14 protein-coding genes and 1 riboswitch are annotated in these 15,758 nt (G+C 62.0%); of the genes, 8 read left to right on the top strand and 6 right to left on the bottom strand.

The window, feature by feature from the left end; translation table 11 throughout:
* Positions 1 to 9: 9 nt before the first annotated feature.
* On the bottom strand, positions 10 to 687 hold the full coding sequence (gph, locus tag HFC70_RS09540; RefSeq protein WP_368669604.1) for a phosphoglycolate phosphatase: 678 nt from the start codon (positions 685 to 687) through the stop codon (positions 10 to 12).
* Positions 688 to 837: 150 nt separating this feature from the next.
* Between gph and rpiA the strand changes: the two genes are divergently transcribed.
* From rpiA to HFC70_RS09515, 5 genes are all read left to right on the top strand, one after another.
* Positions 838 to 1,536 carry a ribose-5-phosphate isomerase RpiA gene (gene rpiA, locus HFC70_RS09535; RefSeq protein ID WP_168473006.1) on the top strand — a complete coding sequence of 233 codons (699 nt, stop codon included), beginning with the start codon at positions 838 to 840 and terminating at the stop codon, positions 1,534 to 1,536.
* Between the two features lie 19 nt (positions 1,537 to 1,555).
* Positions 1,556 to 2,104 (top strand): DUF2059 domain-containing protein, encoded by a 549-nt coding sequence (locus tag HFC70_RS09530; RefSeq protein ID WP_168473005.1) that lies wholly within the window; start codon positions 1,556 to 1,558, stop codon positions 2,102 to 2,104.
* A gap of 145 nt (positions 2,105 to 2,249) precedes the next feature.
* Complete coding sequence (gor, locus tag HFC70_RS09525; protein ID WP_168473004.1) at positions 2,250 to 3,638, top strand: glutathione-disulfide reductase; 1,389 nt, start codon at positions 2,250 to 2,252, stop codon at positions 3,636 to 3,638.
* 393 nt (positions 3,639 to 4,031) lie between these two features.
* Positions 4,032 to 5,408: a class II 3-deoxy-7-phosphoheptulonate synthase gene (locus tag HFC70_RS09520; protein ID WP_168473003.1), complete on the top strand. Its 1,377-nt coding sequence runs from the start codon at positions 4,032 to 4,034 to the stop codon at positions 5,406 to 5,408.
* A 120-nt stretch (positions 5,409 to 5,528) separates the two neighbouring features.
* Positions 5,529 to 5,954, top strand: coding sequence for a GFA family protein (locus tag HFC70_RS09515; protein ID WP_168473002.1), 426 nt, complete (start codon positions 5,529 to 5,531; stop codon positions 5,952 to 5,954).
* Here HFC70_RS09515 and HFC70_RS09510 read toward each other — a convergent pair.
* Positions 5,879 to 6,865 carry a hypothetical protein gene (locus tag HFC70_RS09510; protein WP_246735713.1) on the bottom strand — a complete coding sequence of 329 codons (987 nt, stop codon included), beginning with the start codon at positions 6,863 to 6,865 and terminating at the stop codon, positions 5,879 to 5,881. The two genes, HFC70_RS09515 and HFC70_RS09510, sit on opposite strands and share 76 nt — an antisense overlap.
* Before the next feature lie 175 nt (positions 6,866 to 7,040).
* Positions 7,041 to 8,885 carry an LTA synthase family protein gene (locus tag HFC70_RS09505; RefSeq protein ID WP_246735724.1) on the bottom strand — a complete coding sequence of 615 codons (1,845 nt, stop codon included), beginning with the start codon at positions 8,883 to 8,885 and terminating at the stop codon, positions 7,041 to 7,043.
* 273 nt (positions 8,886 to 9,158) lie between these two features.
* On the opposite strand from HFC70_RS09505, the gene HFC70_RS09500 reads away from it, so the two are divergent.
* The 3 genes from HFC70_RS09500 to bluB all read left to right on the top strand — a co-directional run bounded on the left by HFC70_RS09500 (position 9,159) and on the right by bluB (position 12,745).
* Positions 9,159 to 10,838 carry an NAD+ synthase gene (locus tag HFC70_RS09500; RefSeq protein ID WP_168473001.1) on the top strand — a complete coding sequence of 560 codons (1,680 nt, stop codon included), beginning with the start codon at positions 9,159 to 9,161 and terminating at the stop codon, positions 10,836 to 10,838.
* A gap of 95 nt (positions 10,839 to 10,933) precedes the next feature.
* Positions 10,934 to 11,767, top strand: a complete 834-nt coding sequence (locus tag HFC70_RS09495) for a PD40 domain-containing protein (RefSeq protein ID WP_168473000.1) — start codon at positions 10,934 to 10,936, stop codon at positions 11,765 to 11,767.
* 41 nt (positions 11,768 to 11,808) lie between these two features.
* Positions 11,809 to 12,014, top strand: a riboswitch (cobalamin riboswitch).
* 44 nt (positions 12,015 to 12,058) lie between these two features.
* A complete protein-coding gene (bluB, locus tag HFC70_RS09490) occupies positions 12,059 to 12,745 on the top strand; it encodes a 5,6-dimethylbenzimidazole synthase (protein WP_168472999.1) in 687 nt (228 codons plus the stop codon).
* 94 nt (positions 12,746 to 12,839) lie between these two features.
* On the opposite strand, the gene HFC70_RS09485 is transcribed toward bluB, so the two are convergent.
* From HFC70_RS09485 to HFC70_RS09475, 3 genes are all read right to left on the bottom strand, one after another.
* A complete protein-coding gene (locus HFC70_RS09485) occupies positions 12,840 to 13,922 on the bottom strand; it encodes a DUF2865 domain-containing protein (RefSeq protein WP_168472998.1) in 1,083 nt (360 codons plus the stop codon).
* 174 nt (positions 13,923 to 14,096) lie between these two features.
* On the bottom strand, positions 14,097 to 14,741 hold the full coding sequence (locus HFC70_RS09480) for an acyl-homoserine-lactone synthase (protein ID WP_168472997.1): 645 nt from the start codon (positions 14,739 to 14,741) through the stop codon (positions 14,097 to 14,099).
* Between the two features lie 162 nt (positions 14,742 to 14,903).
* Positions 14,904 to 15,641, bottom strand: coding sequence for a LuxR C-terminal-related transcriptional regulator (locus tag HFC70_RS09475; protein WP_168472996.1), 738 nt, complete (start codon positions 15,639 to 15,641; stop codon positions 14,904 to 14,906).
* Positions 15,642 to 15,758 lie beyond the last annotated feature (117 nt).

Below are 15,758 nucleotides of genomic sequence, written 5' to 3'. Positions count from 1 at the left end.
GGGGGCCGCTCAGGCCCTCTGGAGCAGCGCCGTCAGCAGACCGGTCGTCAGCTCGTCGAAATGCCGGATGATCACGTCGGCGCCCAGCGTCTCGACCGGTTCGTCCGCATAGCCGAACGGGACGGCAACGGACGGCACATTGGCATTTCTGGCCGCAAGGATATCGTTGATGCTGTCGCCGACCATCACGGCGAACCGTGCATCGCCGCCGGCCCGCTCGATCGTGCCGAGCAGGTGGCCGGCATCCGGCTTGCGCATGGCGAATGTATCGCCGCCGGTCACCGCCGCGAAATAATGGGCAAGGCCCAGGCTCTCGATCAGCGGCACCGCCAGCTTTTCCATCTTGTTGGTGCACACCGCCAGGCGGAAGCCTGCAGCACCGAGCCGGTCGAGAGCCGCCGTCAGCCCCGGATAGGGCAGGCTGTCGCCTGGCATCGTGGCGCTGTAGTGATCGACGAAACGCTCGAGCAGGGCTGGTAGCATATCGGTATTGAGCGGCGATCCGCGCAGCGCAAAGGCCCGCTCGATCATCACTTTGGCACCCTGGCCGACCAGGTGCGTCAGGTCGTCGAAGCCGACCGGAGCCAGATCGGCGATGGCGATCGTGTGGTTGAGGCTGGCGATCAGGTCCGGTGCCGTGTCCACCAATGTCCCGTCGAGGTCGAATACGATTGTCGGTGTCGTCACGGCAGCGCTCCGGATCGGGTTTGTCCTGCCCAAAGCGGTTAGGGGAAGAGACCGAAAAAAGCAACGGTTTCGGCCCGGTGAAAGGGCTTTCGTTTGGGCGAAGAGCCGTGTAAACACCAACACAACGAAACTGACGGGAGCTTTTGGCGCATGGATATTCGCCAAATGAAGATAAAAGCGGCTGAGGCGGCACTGTCTCATGTCGAGGATGGCATGCGCCTTGGCATCGGCACGGGATCGACTGCCGAGGAGTTCGTGCGGCTGCTTGCCGAACGGGTGGCCGGCGGACTGAAGGTCGAGGGCGTGCCGACATCGGAACGTACGGCGCGCCTCTGCGTCGAGCTTGGCGTTCCGCTGAAGTCGCTGGACGAATTGCCTGAACTCGACCTGACGATCGACGGCGCCGATGAGGTCGATGGCCGGCTGCGGCTGGTCAAGGGTGGCGGCGGTGCGCTGCTGCGCGAAAAGATCGTCGCCGCGGCCTCACAGCGGATGATCGTCATTGCCGACGAGAGCAAGGTCGTGGACATGCTCGGGGCCTTTCCACTGCCCATCGAGATCAACCCTTATGGCCAGGTCTCGACGCGGCTGGCCGTCGAAAAAGTCGCTTCGACCCTTGGTTTGTCAGGGGAGCTGCACCTGCGCAGTTCCGGAGACGGCGTCTTCACCACGGATGGCGGCCATTACATTCTGGACGCATCTTTTGGCCGCATTCCTGAGGCAGAGGCCTTGGCGGAAGCATTGAATTCCATACCCGGTGTCGTCGAGCACGGGCTTTTCATCAACCTGGCCACGCTTGCCATCATCGCCGGTCCGGCCGGTGTGCGTGTGCTTGAGGCAAAGACATAAGACAGGAGCATAGGATTTCATGATCAGGTATCAAGGTTTCGGCCGCGTCGCTGCTGCCGCCATCGTCGTCGGATGCGTCATGCTGGGTGCTCCTGCCAAGGCGCAGGAAATTCCCGAAGCCCACGTGCAGGCGGCCCGCAGTGCGATTACCGCTCTTGGCGTCACCAACGGTTTTGACAATATTCTACCCAGTATGTCCGGCCGCCTGAAGGCGCAGCTTATCCAGGTCTACCCGAACCTCGAGGATGCCATCACCAAGACGGTCGACGAGCAGACTCTGGCGCTGGCGGCGCGCCGTGGCGATCTGGAAAAGGAAGCAGCCCTCGTTTACGCCAAGGCTTTCTCGCAGGAGGATCTGACCAAGATGGCCGAGTTCTTCACCAGCGAGACCGGCAAGAAGCTCCTGAAGGACCAGCCTATCGCCAATCGCGAACTGGGCAAGGCTGCGGAAATCTGGGCTGCGGGCGTTGGTCGCGATCTGGAAAAGAACGCCAACGACGCCCTGCTGAAGATCGTCGGCGCCGAGATGCAGACACCGGCTGCGGCACCGGAAGCACCCAAGCCCTGATCCGGAATCCGATCCCTGGCGCAAGCCGCTGAATTTTGAAGCCCGGAAGCGATTCCGGGCTTTTCATTTCGCACCGCGGCACCCTATATCAGGGCCTGCAATACACCCGCCAAACCCATTTGAATGTGCCACAGGAGCTGCCGCGATGTCCTCTTTCGACTATGATCTTTTCGTGATCGGCGGCGGCTCCGGCGGCGTGCGCAGCGCACGGCTGGCAGCCGGCCTCGGCAAGCGCGTGGCGATTGCCGAGGAATACCGGTTCGGCGGAACCTGCGTCATCCGCGGTTGCGTGCCGAAGAAGCTGTTCGTCTATGCCTCGCAGTTCCACGAGCATTTCGAGGATGCCGCGGGCTTCGGCTGGACGGTCGGCGAAAGCAGCTTCGACTGGAAGAAGCTGATCGCCGCGAAGGATATCGAGGTCGCCCGGCTGGAAGGGCTCTATCGCAAGGGCCTGGAAAGTGCCGGCGCCGAGATCATCGAGTCCCGGGCCGAACTGACCGGGCCGCACAGCATCCGGCTCGTCAAGTCGGGCAAGGTGGTGACGGCCGAACGTATCGTCATTGCGGTGGGTGGCGGCGCCAACCCCCATGCCGCGCTGCCGGGCCACGAGCACTGCATCACCTCCAACGAGGCCTTTCACCTGGAAAAGCTGCCGCGCTCGATCGTCATTGCCGGCGGCGGCTACATTGCCGTCGAGTTTGCCAATATCTTCCACGGCCTCGGCGTCGACACGACCCTGATCTATCGCGGCAAGGAAATCCTGTCGCGCTTCGATCACGACATGCGTCAGGGCCTGCATCAGGCCATGGAGGCCAAGGGCATTCGTATCATCTGCTCGGACCTGATGGAGAAGGTGACGAAGACGGCCGCCGGCGGCTTGAGCGTCGAGACCCTGAACAACGGCACTTTGTCGGCTGATCAGGTCATGTTGGCGCTGGGGCGCGATCCCTATACCACAGGCCTCGGCCTGGAGGCGGCGGGCGTGGCTGTCAACGAGCGCGGCGCCATTGTCGTCGATGCGTATTCCCGCACCAATGTTCCGGGCATTTTCGCGCTGGGCGACGTGACCGATCGCGTCCAGTTGACGCCGGTCGCCATTCACGAGGCCATGTGCTTCATCGAGACCGAATTCAAGAACAACCCGACATCGCCCGATCATGACCTGATCGCCACGGCGGTCTTCTCTCAGCCTGAAATCGGCACGGTCGGCCTTTCGGAAGAGCAGGCGGCCAGCCGCTTTGACGAGATCGAGGTCTATCGCGCCCAGTTCCGCCCGATGAAGGCGACCCTGTCGGGCCGGGCCGAGAAGACCATCATGAAGCTGATCGTCAACGCTGCCGACCGCAAGGTGCTCGGCGCCCATATTCTCGGCCACGATGCCGGCGAAATGGCGCAACTGCTCGGCATCACCCTGAAGGCCGGCTGCACCAAGGACGACTTCGACCGCACCATGGCCGTGCATCCGACGGCATCCGAGGAACTGGTGACCATGTACAGCCCGAGCTACCGGATCCGCAACGGCGAGCGGGTCTGACCGGCAACGCTGGCGCGATCGAAAGGTCGCGCCACGGTTTCGGCAAAAGGGGGTATGCTGGGGGGATCTGGTCGGCATCGGGGCGACGTGGCGAACCACGCATGATGAATGCCTTACGCACTACCTGAAACGGCATCATCATGGTGCTCTTGCACGGTCGAGACAATTGACCGGTACAGCTCCACTTACCGTTTATTGTGTTGCTCATCCGTTAATGCCGCCAAAAAAATGCGTCGGAACTGAAAATTTGCAGTCCGGCGCCATTGGAACACGAACGATTGCATCGTGACAGCGTGTTCGAAACTTCGGCTTTGCAAGACTTCATTAAGAGTTTATAAGCCCCCGACCAAAGGTGGCCGGAGGTAGTGGCCCCATCAAGAGTAGGTGAAGATCATGGCACAGAATTGGACCCCGAGCAGCTGGAGGCAGAAGCCGATCAAGCAGGTTCCGGCCTATCCGGATCACGCAGCTCTGGCTGCAGCCGAAGGCCGTCTCGCCAAGTTTCCGCCGCTGGTCTTTGCCGGTGAAGCCCGCCGCTTGACCAAGGCGCTTGGCAATGTCGCAGAAGGCAACGGCTTCCTGCTGCAGGGCGGCGATTGTGCCGAAAGCTTTGCCGAACACGGCGCCGACACCATTCGCGACTTCTTCCGCGCCTTCCTGCAGATGGCCGTCGTCCTGACGTTCGGCGCGCAGCTGCCGGTCGTCAAGGTCGGCCGCATTGCCGGCCAGTTCGCCAAGCCCCGCTCGTCCGACATGGAGAAGCAGGGCGATATCGAGCTGCCGAGCTACCGTGGTGACATCATCAACGGCATCGAGTTCACCTCCGAGGCCCGCATTCCGAGCCCCGAGCGCCAGATCATGGCCTATCGCCAGTCCGCGGCCACGCTGAACCTGCTGCGCGCGTTTGCCATGGGTGGTTATGCCAACCTGGAGAACGTGCATCAGTGGATGCTGGGCTTCGTCAAGGACTCACCGCAGGCCGAACGCTACCGCAAGCTCGCCGACCGGATCTCCGAGACCATGGACTTCATGAAGGCGATCGGCATCACCTCGGAAAACAATCCGAATCTGCGCGAGACCGATTTCTTCACCAGCCATGAAGCGCTGCTTCTCGGCTATGAAGAGGCGCTGACTCGCGTCGATTCGACCTCTGGCGACTGGTATGCCACATCGGGCCACATGATCTGGATCGGCGATCGCACGCGCCAGCCAGACCACGCCCATGTCGAATATTGCCGCGGCATCAAGAACCCGATCGGCCTGAAATGCGGTCCGTCGATGACGGCTGACGGCCTGCTGGAACTGATCGACATCCTCAATCCTGCCAATGAGGCCGGCCGCCTGACGCTGATCTGCCGGTTCGGCTACGACAAGGTTGCCGATCATCTGCCGCGCCTCATTCGCGCTGTCGAAAAGGAAGGCCGCAAGGTCGTCTGGTCCTGCGATCCGATGCATGGCAATACGATCACGCTCAACAACTACAAGACCCGGCCGTTCGAGCGGGTCCTGTCGGAAGTCGAGAGCTTCTTCCAGATCCATCGCGCCGAAGGCACCCATCCGGGCGGCATTCACATCGAGATGACCGGCAATGACGTAACGGAATGCACCGGTGGGGCGCGGGCCGTGACGGCGGAAGCCCTGCAGGATCGCTACCATACCCATTGCGATCCGCGTCTCAATGCCGATCAGGCCCTGGAACTGGCCTTCCTGCTTGCCGAGCGGATGAAGGGTGGCCGCGACGAAAAGCGCATGATGGCCGCCAACGGCTGACGGATCCCGTCTGCCGCTTGAATTTGGCTGATGCTTGCCATCAGCCGTCTGAAATTGACGAACCGGGCCGGCTGTACAAAGCTGGCCCGGTTCTGTTTTCGGGCAAGGGGCGGGGAAGACATGCAGGAAAATCACAATGGCTCGTGCCTTTGCGGCGCGGTGCGTTTTACTATCCTAGGCCCGCTTGGCAAAGTCAGCTTCTGCCATTGCTCCCAGTGCCGCAAGCAGACCGGCCTCTATTACGCATCGACGGATGTCGCCAACGACCACGTCGAGGTCACAGGCGCGGACAACATCACCTGGTACAGGTCGAGCGACAGCGCCGAGCGCGGCTTCTGCTGCGTCTGCGGCTCGGCATTGTTCTGGCGCGGCGATGGCGCGGATCAGGTCTCGATCCTGGCTGGCGCATTTGACCAGCCAACCGAACTGGTGGTCGGAAGCCACATCTATTGCGCCGACAAGGCCGATTTCTACGAGATCGTCGACAATCTGCCGAGATTCGAAGCGGGCAGATCGTCCACCTCTTCTCCCGGTGCGGCCGGCTGAGCGGCTCCGTCGCCCATGGCAAGCTCGGCGGCGGCTATGCAATAGGCCTCATCGAGGGCGGCAAACTTGGCGGACTGCCAGCGGAAATAGTCGCTGATGAACGTGTCCGACAGCCAGAGGTCACCGCGTCGGCGCGGCAGGGTCCAGCCGAGCAGGCCTTCTGTTTCGGCCCGTTTGAACATGCGCTTCAGATTGGTGGCCGAAACCAGATATCGTTCGCCGATCACCGACAGTGCCACCGGGCCGATCGACACGCGCCCGGCCTGCGCCGGCGCGGCGTCCAGCCGGGAAATCAGGTCATGCAGCACCATGCCGCCCATGTCGGAGTTGAGGAAGTGGCCGATGCTGTCCGGCGGATTGCGCCACTCCGGGTCGGCCACCAACGTCGCGGCGGCGATCGGCTGGGCGATGCGGAACAGGCGCGGATCGGCGGTGCAGACCGCAAGCCGCCGACCGCCGTCGAGCTGATCGAGGCAGGCCATGTGGCCCATGAACCAGCCGATCATCGCCTGGTTGCTGATCTCCGTCGTCTCGAGAACCCGAACGCGGCGGTCGGTGACCCCGGGAACGTCGCGCAGGAACTTGTAGGCCACCAGTTCGGCGAGAAACGCCGCTGCCGTGTTACGGCTGGCCGCGCCGAGCTGCATGACGATCTCGATGAAACGCGTCGCTGTCAGGCCCGAAAGAGGGTCGCTTTCCACTCTCTGCAGCGACAGTGCGTAGAGGGAATGGGTCATCAGCCACTTGCGATGCGACGCTTTCAGCCGCGACAACCGTGGTGTCCGGTCATGAATGGCGATCAGATGGTCGGCGATTTGCCGCTCGATCGCCGGGAACTTCGGGTGAACGGCGATTTCCTCGCGGGTCAAAGCCCGTCCGGTTGAAAAGACGCTATCCAATTCCTGAAGCATGGAGATATCGACTGAACTCTTATGTCATCCGCTGTGGATGAGCCTTTCCGGGAAGGTGGTGCAATGCCGCGATACAGAAATCCTCCGGGCTGCGGTGTCAACGGTTTTTTTTAATACAAGCGGTCATGCGCAGGCCTAAACATCACGCCGATGGCGGAGCGGTCGCGATGACCTGTCAGCTGGAGGGATCGCGCCGGTCGGCGTCTTCGGGGAAGAACCGCTGCGCGCCATGGCGGTCGCCGAACATCATGTCATGCTGCAGCAGCTGCTGGTCGCGAATGGCCCGATCGATCCGGCCGCCGGACAGGCTCCAGTCGGGCTGGGCAAGACCGTCTCGGCCGATCAGCTGGTAGCGGTCGATAATGCCGTACTGGCGCTGAACGCGACCGAGCAGGCCGGTATAATAGGGGTGCCGGAAACCGGCCAGCTTGACGATGTGATAGGGCAGCAGCGACGGGCTGATCGTGCCGATATCCTTCTGCAGGCCCTTTTTCGACGACCATATGACCAGCGGCGTCTCATGCTGGCGTTTCATCACCAGCGGTGACGCCTTGCGGGTCGCGACCTCGTCCCGCATGAAGCCACTTTCCGGATAAACGCTGCCAAGCGGCGGCAGATGGTCGCCGAACAGCACGATGATGGTTTCCCGGTCGCGGCCCTTGGCCCAGTCCATCAGCGTCTTCAGGCTCTGGTCGGCCTCACGGATGCCCTGGGCATAGGTTGCGACCGAATCCTGGCTCTGCGCTGAAAGGCCCGGGGCCGACACCGAGATGGTGTTGCGGGCATAGCGGTTGGCCTCATAGGGGCCGTGTCCCTGCAGCGACACCGCGAAGTAGAAGAACGGGTTTTCGGCATTGTCGGCCTGGCGGATGATTTCCTGCGTCAGGGCTTCGTCGGAGGCGAAGATGCCGCGCTTTTCCATGGGCGGCATGCTTTCCTCGGATTCGAAGCTCTCGAAGCCGAAGGCGGAATAGACGTCGCTGCGGTTCCAGAACCAGCTCTGGAAGGGATGGAAGGACTTTGCGGTGTAGCCTTTCGAGCGGAAGAAGGTGGCGAGCGACGGCAGCGGATGTCGGACATACTGCTGATAGGGAATGCTGCCATAGGGCAGATAGGCATTGGAAAAACCGGTTAGCGCCTCGAACTCGACGTTCGCCGTCATGCCGCCGAATTCGGGCGAAAAGACGTGGCCGGACTGGTTTTCCCGCACTGTCGGCATCGGATCGGGCGACAGGCCGACATTGGTGAGCCGCGTCGGATCCCAGAAGGATTCGCTCATGATCATGATGACGTCAGGTTCGCGGCGCGGGCCGAACTGCACGATGGTCGGCCCCGGTGAGATGGCGTCGATCGCATCCGGGCTGTAGCCGACAGGTGCGGTAATCTTGGCCATCGGCAGATTGAAGGTGAAGGCCAGCAGAAAGCCGTTGTGGCGGTAGTTTTCTGTCTGGTCCCACATCATCGGGATGATGTTGAGCCGATCGCGCAGCGGCGAATAGCGGGCGTAATCCATCAGCGGCAGGAAGAGACCGATCAATGGCAGGGCAAGGGCAAGGCGGGCCAGCTTGGAGCGTGCCGACAGCTCGGGAAAACGCCGCCAGGCGAAGAACCAGAAATAGACCAGCAGGCCGATCGCCGCCGCAGCCGAAAGCGAGATCGCCACGGCGGCCAGGGGCCGTGCCGCAACCATGACCGGCAGCAGTTCGGCGATCTGCCGGCCGAACAGGAAGTCGCTTGGATAAAGCGGATCGGACAGGAACAATTGCTTCTGGCCGGACACGAAAGCCGGCAGCAGCGCGATCGGCGCGACGATCAGGGCCGACTGATAGGCCCGCCCGAGCAAGGCGTCGAGCGCCAGCATCATGAGGAACAGCAGGCCGATCGCCGTCAGTCCCGGGCGTGACAGCGAGGTCATGAACTCGGCAACGCCGTCGAGGCTGCCGCGCGCCAACCACTCGACACCCATGATCGTCAAGGTCGCCAGCAGCAGCGAATTCACGATGCAGATCGCACCCCGCAGGGCCTGCGCCCTTGTGTCACTGACATCAGGCCGGGTCGCCGTAACGGCGATCGTATTACTGCTTGTCTGGATTTTGGAGGCGACTTCAACCAAGAGCGGAGTCCAATCGTCATAAATATTTCATCTAAATGTCACACGCCCGTCATGAACGCTACATGAACCATCCCGTGGCTCCAATATGTCCCCGGCTTTTGGCCGCGGGCGAGCGCGGCGGGCCGCCGATTTTCGCGGCGCGCCGTTGCGCGGCCATGCCGCGCGGGGTAAACAATTGTCATGAGCGACACACCGATCAGACCCGATACGTTTCGCATTGCGATTGCGCAGTTCAATCCGACGGTTGGCGACATTGTCGGCAACCTAGCCAAGGCGCGCGAGGCGCGTGCCGAGGCGGCCGCCCACGGCGCCGACCTGCTTTTGCTGACCGAACTGTTCCTGTCCGGCTATCCGCCGGAGGATCTGGTGCTGAAGCCATCCTTCCTGCATAACTGCCTGTCCGCCGTCGAAGAACTCGCGGCTGATACGGCCGATGGCGGCCCCGGCATCGTCGTCGGCTTCCCGCGCCAGGGCGAAAAGGGGCGACACAATTCCGTGGCCGTGGTCGACGGCGGTCGCATCGTGGCGATCCGCGACAAGATCGACCTGCCCAATTATGGCGAGTTCGACGAGAAGCGCGTGTTCGTCGCCGGCGATATGCCTGGGCCGGTGAATTTCCGTGGCGTTCGTATCGGCATTCCGATCTGCGAGGATATCTGGGGAGATCTCGGTGCCTGCGAGACGCTGGCGGAATCGGGCGCGGAAATGCTGCTGGTGCCCAATGGCTCGCCCTACTACAGGGGGAAGGTGGATATTCGCCACCAGGTCGTCCTGAAGCAGGTGATAGAGACCGGCCTTCCCATGGTCTATGCCAACCAGTTGGGCGGGCAGGACGAACTGGTGTTCGACGGCGCGAGCTTCTGCTTCAATGCCGACAAGACGCTCGCCTTCCAGATGAGCCAGTTCGAATCGACGTTGTTCGTCTCGACCTGGCGCCGCGAGGCCGGTGGCTGGCGCTGCGACGCCGGTCCGGTCTCGCATGTTCCCGAGGCCGAAGAGGCCGATTACCGAGCCTGCATGCTGGGCTTCCGCGATTACGTCAACAAGAACGGCTTCAAGAGCGTCGTGCTTGGCCTGTCCGGCGGCATCGATTCGGCGATCTGCGCAGCCATCGCCGTCGATGCGCTGGGCGAGGAGCGGGTGCGCACGGTGATGCTGCCCTACCGCTACACGTCGGAGGAATCCTTCGCGGATGCGGCCGCCTGCGCCAAGGCGCTCGGCTGCCACTACGATATCGTGCCGATTTCAGAGCCGGTCGAAGGTTTTCTTTCGGCGCTGGCCGACATGTTCGAGGGAACGGAAAGCGGCATCACCGAGGAAAACCTGCAGAGCCGGACGCGCGGCACGATCCTGATGGCGATCTCCAACAAGTTCGGCTCGATGGTGGTCACAACTGGCAACAAATCGGAAATGTCGGTCGGCTATGCGACGCTGTATGGCGACATGAACGGCGGCTTCAATCCGATCAAGGACCTCTACAAGATGCAGGTCTATGCGCTGGCCGCCTGGCGCAACAAGCATGTGCCGCCGGGTGCACTAGGTCCTTCCGGCGAAGTCATCCCGGCCAATATCCTGTCCAAGGCGCCCTCGGCGGAACTCCGGCCCAACCAGACCGACCAGGATTCGCTGCCGCCCTATCCGGTGCTCGACGATATCCTGGAATGCCTGGTCGAGAAGGAGATGGCGGTCGAGGATATCGTGGCGCGCGGCCATGACATCGCAACCGTGCACCGCATCGAGCATCTGCTCTATCTCGCCGAATACAAGCGCCGCCAGTCGGCGCCGGGCGTGAAGATCACCAAGAAGAATTTCGGCCGCGACCGCCGCTATCCCATCACCAACCGGTTCCGTGACCGCTAAAGCAATTCCAGCAAAAGTGGGAACCGGTATTGCGTCCGGAATTGCGGTAAAGCAAAGAACAGACGGGCGGTGGTCCGATTCGGGAGGCAAGCCAGATGCGCAGTTCCGTCGAGATCTTCAACCTTGCGACCCGCAGCCATCGGGTGGTCTGGCAGAGCGAGGCCCTGTTCGAAGCGCCGAACTGGACACCTGACGGGCGACATTTGCTGATCAACGGCGATGGCGGATTGTACCGGCTGCCGGTCGACGGCAGCGCGCTGCCGCAGCCTGTGGATCTCGGCTTTGCCCGCCAGATCAACAACGATCACGGCCTGTCGCCCGATGGCACGCTGATTGCCATCTCCGACAAGACCGAATTCGGCAAATCCTGTATCTATGTCCTGCCGTCTGCCGGCGGAGACCCCCGCCAGGTGACCTTGAACCTGCCGTCCTATTGGCACGGCTGGTCGCCGGACGGTCGGCGGTTCGCCTATTGCGGTATCCGCGAAAATGTCTTCGATATCTACACCATCTCCATCGACGGCGGCGAGGAGACGCGGCTGACCTTCGGCGAAGGCCGCAATGACGGTCCCGACTATTCCGCCGACGGCCAGTGGATCTATTTCAACTCGAGCCGGACGGGCCTCATGCAGATCTGGCGTATCCATCCCGATGGCGCAGGACTTGAGCAGGTCACCCGTGACGGTTTCGGTGACTGGTTTCCCCATCCATCCCCGGACGGAGCCAAGGTGCTGCTGCTGTCCTACGCCCCCGACGTGTTCGATCATCCGCGCGATCTCGATGTCAGGCTGCGCCTGATGGATCCCGACGGCGGCAATATCGAAACCCTGTTCGAACTGTTCGGCGGGCAGGGCACGATCAATGTGCCGTGCTGGTCGCCGGATGGCCAGGAATTCGCCTATATGCGTTATTTTCCGGTGGTCGGTTGAGCCGGATCGGCTGACCTCACTTGCACTGAAGGCCGCTTTGTGGCCAGTGTCGTCCATCAGGTGCCCGTCCTCGACGGGAGAATCGGGAATTCGGTGCAAATCCGGAACGTGCCCAACGCTGTAAGGCTGATGTCTGCCGCAATCGGTTGCCGCTGTGCAACCACGCCACTGACCCCATCCGGTCGGGAAGGCCGCGGCTTTCAGGTGACGCCCAGTCAGAAGACCGGCCTGATATCATAGACGGTTCTGCTTGGACGGCAGGCGGTTGCAGGCATTGTTGGGGAGTTGACGATGCACTTAGAACCAGCGGACCATCTGGTCCAGGCGGGCGCGTTTTCCATCGAGGAGCGCGACGCCGTCTACCGGGCAATCATGACGCGGCGCGATGTCCGCAATGAATTCCTGCCCAAACCCGTGGCGGAGGATGTGCTGCGCCGCATCCTCTCGGCCGCCCATCATGCGCCCTCCGTCGGCTTCATGCAGCCGTGGAATTTTATCACCGTGCGTGACGAACAACGGCGCCGCGAAGTCTGGCAGGCCTTCAGCCGCGCCAATGCCGAAGCGGTCTCGCTGTTTCCCGAGGATCGCCAGGCGCTTTATCGGTCGCTCAAGCTCGAAGGCATCCTGAAGGCGCCGCTCGGCATCTGCGTGACGTCGGATCCGACGCGGGGCGGACCGGTCGTGCTCGGGCGAACCCACAATCCGCGCATGGACAGTTACTCGACCGTCTGCGCCATCCAGAACCTGTGGCTGGCAGCCCGCGCCGAAGGCCTCGGCGTCGGCTGGGTCAGCATCTTCAATGCTGAGGACCTGCGTCAGATCCTGTCGATCCCGCCCGATGTCGAGATCATCGGCTGGCTCTGCGTCGGTTACGTGGACGCCTTGTACGAGCGGCCGGAACTGGAGCTCAAGGGCTGGCGCCAGCGGCTATCCCTCGATGACCTGATCTTCGAGGAGACCTGGCAGGGGCGAGACTGATCTCCAGCCACAACTGCACTGGACGATTGCCATGCAAAATCAGCTCAATACAAGCGATATCTAATGTATTGCCTGCGCCCACTGATACCGTGCGTTACTGCTGGACGGGCTGCGGCCCAGGCAAAGCCGGGTTCTTCAGGTCGATGCTGCTCGTTTCCGTCGGCAGGAACATCGGACCCACACGGCGGACCTTGCTTTCGGCCGGATCGTAGGACCGCTCCGGCATTTCGGCAGGGGCCGTCGCTGCGGTTTCGGGCTTGGTCTTGATCTCCGTGATCGAGGAATAGCCGCCGGGCGCCGACGTCTGGCCGCCTTGGCTGTTCGGCAGGCTCTTGTTGCGATCGGCCGAGAGATTGCAGCCGCAGGCGGGCTTGTCTCCAGTCGGGCGGCTCAGATAGGAAAACGCCGTCGGCAACTCCCGATAGGGCCGTCCGGTCGAGGTCGACACCATGTCCGCACTCTCCTCGGTAAGGATCGAGTGGTAGTAGAGCTCGGTTTCGGTGCCGGGGCACATCTGCTGGCACAATTGCGCATCGCGGCGGAAATTGAGCGGCGTCGCATTGCCCGAGATCGGGAAGAAAGAGCCGTCGCAGGTGCGCACACACAGCGTGCGCAGGTTTCCACCATTGCTCGGATAGTCATTGGCAAGCTGGTCTGCCAAGGCATCGAAGGCATTGCCCTCGCTGTCCGGCTGGCGGATCAGTCCCGGCGGCGTGGAAGCCTCGCTCGGCTCCGGTTCCGGTGCGGACGGCGGTAGTTCGTTGCAGCCATTGGCATCGATCGCGGCGAGAATGCGCTGGCGGGTCGGGTTGCTGTCGGCATTTCCGGTGCCGATCGCCCTGCGCTTTTCCATAAGCGTCTGCTTGTTGGTCTCCATGCGCGTCAGCGCTTCAGAAAGCTCGACGCAGATGTTCTGGTCGCTGGTACCGTAAGTGATAATGCTGCCATTGCCGCAGCCCATTTGCCGCAGGTCGTGGCGCACCTTGCGGATTTCGAAGTTCTGACGGGCGATCGCACTCGAATGCTTGCGGATTTCGGAACTGGCGCCGATGACGACCGGCGTGCGAGCCAGCTTGTCCCGCAGCCTGTCGCACACGGCCGTGGCTCCGGCATCCGTGGCCGTCGTGACGATCACAGCCGCAAGCAGAAGCGTGAGTGTATGCCGATCAAAGGTCACAATGCAGGTCCGATAGCGTATTGCGCGGCGTCGGCGGGCCGCAGGATCGCGGCCATCACCTTCGCCATCATAAAATACCGGCTGGACGGCGCCAACCGGTATTCCGCTTTTACCTTAACCGCATGTACAATTCCAAGAGGAAGATGTTCTTCGTTCCCTTTGCTTTCGTCTGGCTCATGCGGCCCTTGCCTGCTCCAGCGACATTGGTCTTTCCAGCACGGAGCTGTTGATTTCGGCGACCGCTTTCATGCGGGCCAACAACTCTTCGGTGACCTCCCAGGCGATCGCCACGGCGTGGACCGAGCCGATCTTGTGCGGTTCGGCGATCCGCTCTCCAGCGCAACCCATGCGGCGAAACATGCGCTCCAGGAACACGTCGGTCACCGTAACGATATGGGAGAGGCCGGAGGCCAGCCCCAGTTCGCCGACACCACACATCAGTTCGGCCGCCGCGATTGTCACCTGGTTCGACGCCCGGTCCTGGGAGATTTCCGGTTCGATGCAGAACCGGCTCGATTCCCAGACCTCGGCGCTGCGGATCGGCGGATTGGCGCCGAGCAAGGTCGGAAAGGTATCGTCCAGCATGTTCGGCCCGAGCGTCGGCAACAGGCGCAGCGCGCCACGCAAGTGCCCGGTCTGTGGATCGTGCGAGAGCACGTAGATCGGGTTGGCCTGGTCATAGCCGTCGATCTCGAAGTCGCCTTCGATCTGCACGTCCCATCGAAGCATGTCGTGAAACACTTTTTTACGCAGACGGAACATCTGCGCCATGTCTTCCCGGTGAAGATGGCGATTGGAACCGTTCAAAATTTTAATCATGCAAGTCTCCTGTTCCTGACTAGGAACGGAAACTGGGGGCAAAGAGTTCGCAATTAAACTGTCGGTAGAGACAGGGTGGCCTCGAGCAATTCTGGATTATAGTGGCGCAGAGGCTCGTCGTTAGGACGCGAAACTTGTGAATACTGAGGCGTCGTCACGGTGTCAGAGATGGGAGATCAGGCCGTGCCAGACGGCTTCGGCGACCGCCTGGGTATTGGAGACCGCGTTCAGCTTGCGTCTTGCATTGGTCATGAAAAACCGCACGGTCCGTTCCGAGATACCGAGGATCACCGCGATTTCCCAGTAGCTTTTGCCGGCGGCTGTCCAGGCGAGCGTTTCCTTTTCGCGCGGCGTCAGGGGTGGCCGCAGAACGATCCTACTTTGCAGGCCATGGGTGCCCTCCAGCATGGCGGCGTGGAACTGTGCGGCCAGGGCATGGATGTCGCGATCGTAGATCCGGCGGTATTGCGGCCATTCGCGGGCCGCCAACTCGACATTGATGGCCAGAAGCGCTGACCGGCCGCCTTGCGAAATCAACGGGTAGGAGACGCCCTCCAGCGGCAGTCCGAATTGCCGGGCGCGGGCGCCAAGCGTTTCGCCGAGAGGGTCGCTCTGCAGCGACACCGAAAGATCAAGCGGTTTGACCGACCGCAACGCCGACCGCACCACCCGCGACAGTGCCGGGGCGCCGAGCATTTGAAACGAGCGCTCCACTACCGGCCCGAAGGTGTGATGCAGGCGGTGCAGCCTGAGCCCCGATGGCGTGACGGCTGCGTCGATGTAGAGAAGATTGGCAATTCCGAAAGTGAATTGCATGCGCTCGAAGAAAGCCTGAGGCTGCACGGATTTCTCATTTTCGAGCCAGTCCATGAGCTCGAAATACCCGGTTTGATCCACCATAGCCCGACCCTAGAGAATCTACGGGTTTAGGATTGTTGATTGTGTTAGAAAAGTCCAGTTCAATTTATGATTGCATGCGATTGTGTGTGCTTCCGGACAGTTGAGGCCTGTTGCAGG

The organism is Agrobacterium sp. a22-2, assembly GCF_012276985.1.
Classification (GTDB): domain Bacteria; phylum Pseudomonadota; class Alphaproteobacteria; order Rhizobiales; family Rhizobiaceae; genus Allorhizobium.
Note: the sequence above shows the minus strand (reverse complement) of the source record. Positions and strands in the feature narration are given on the sequence as shown.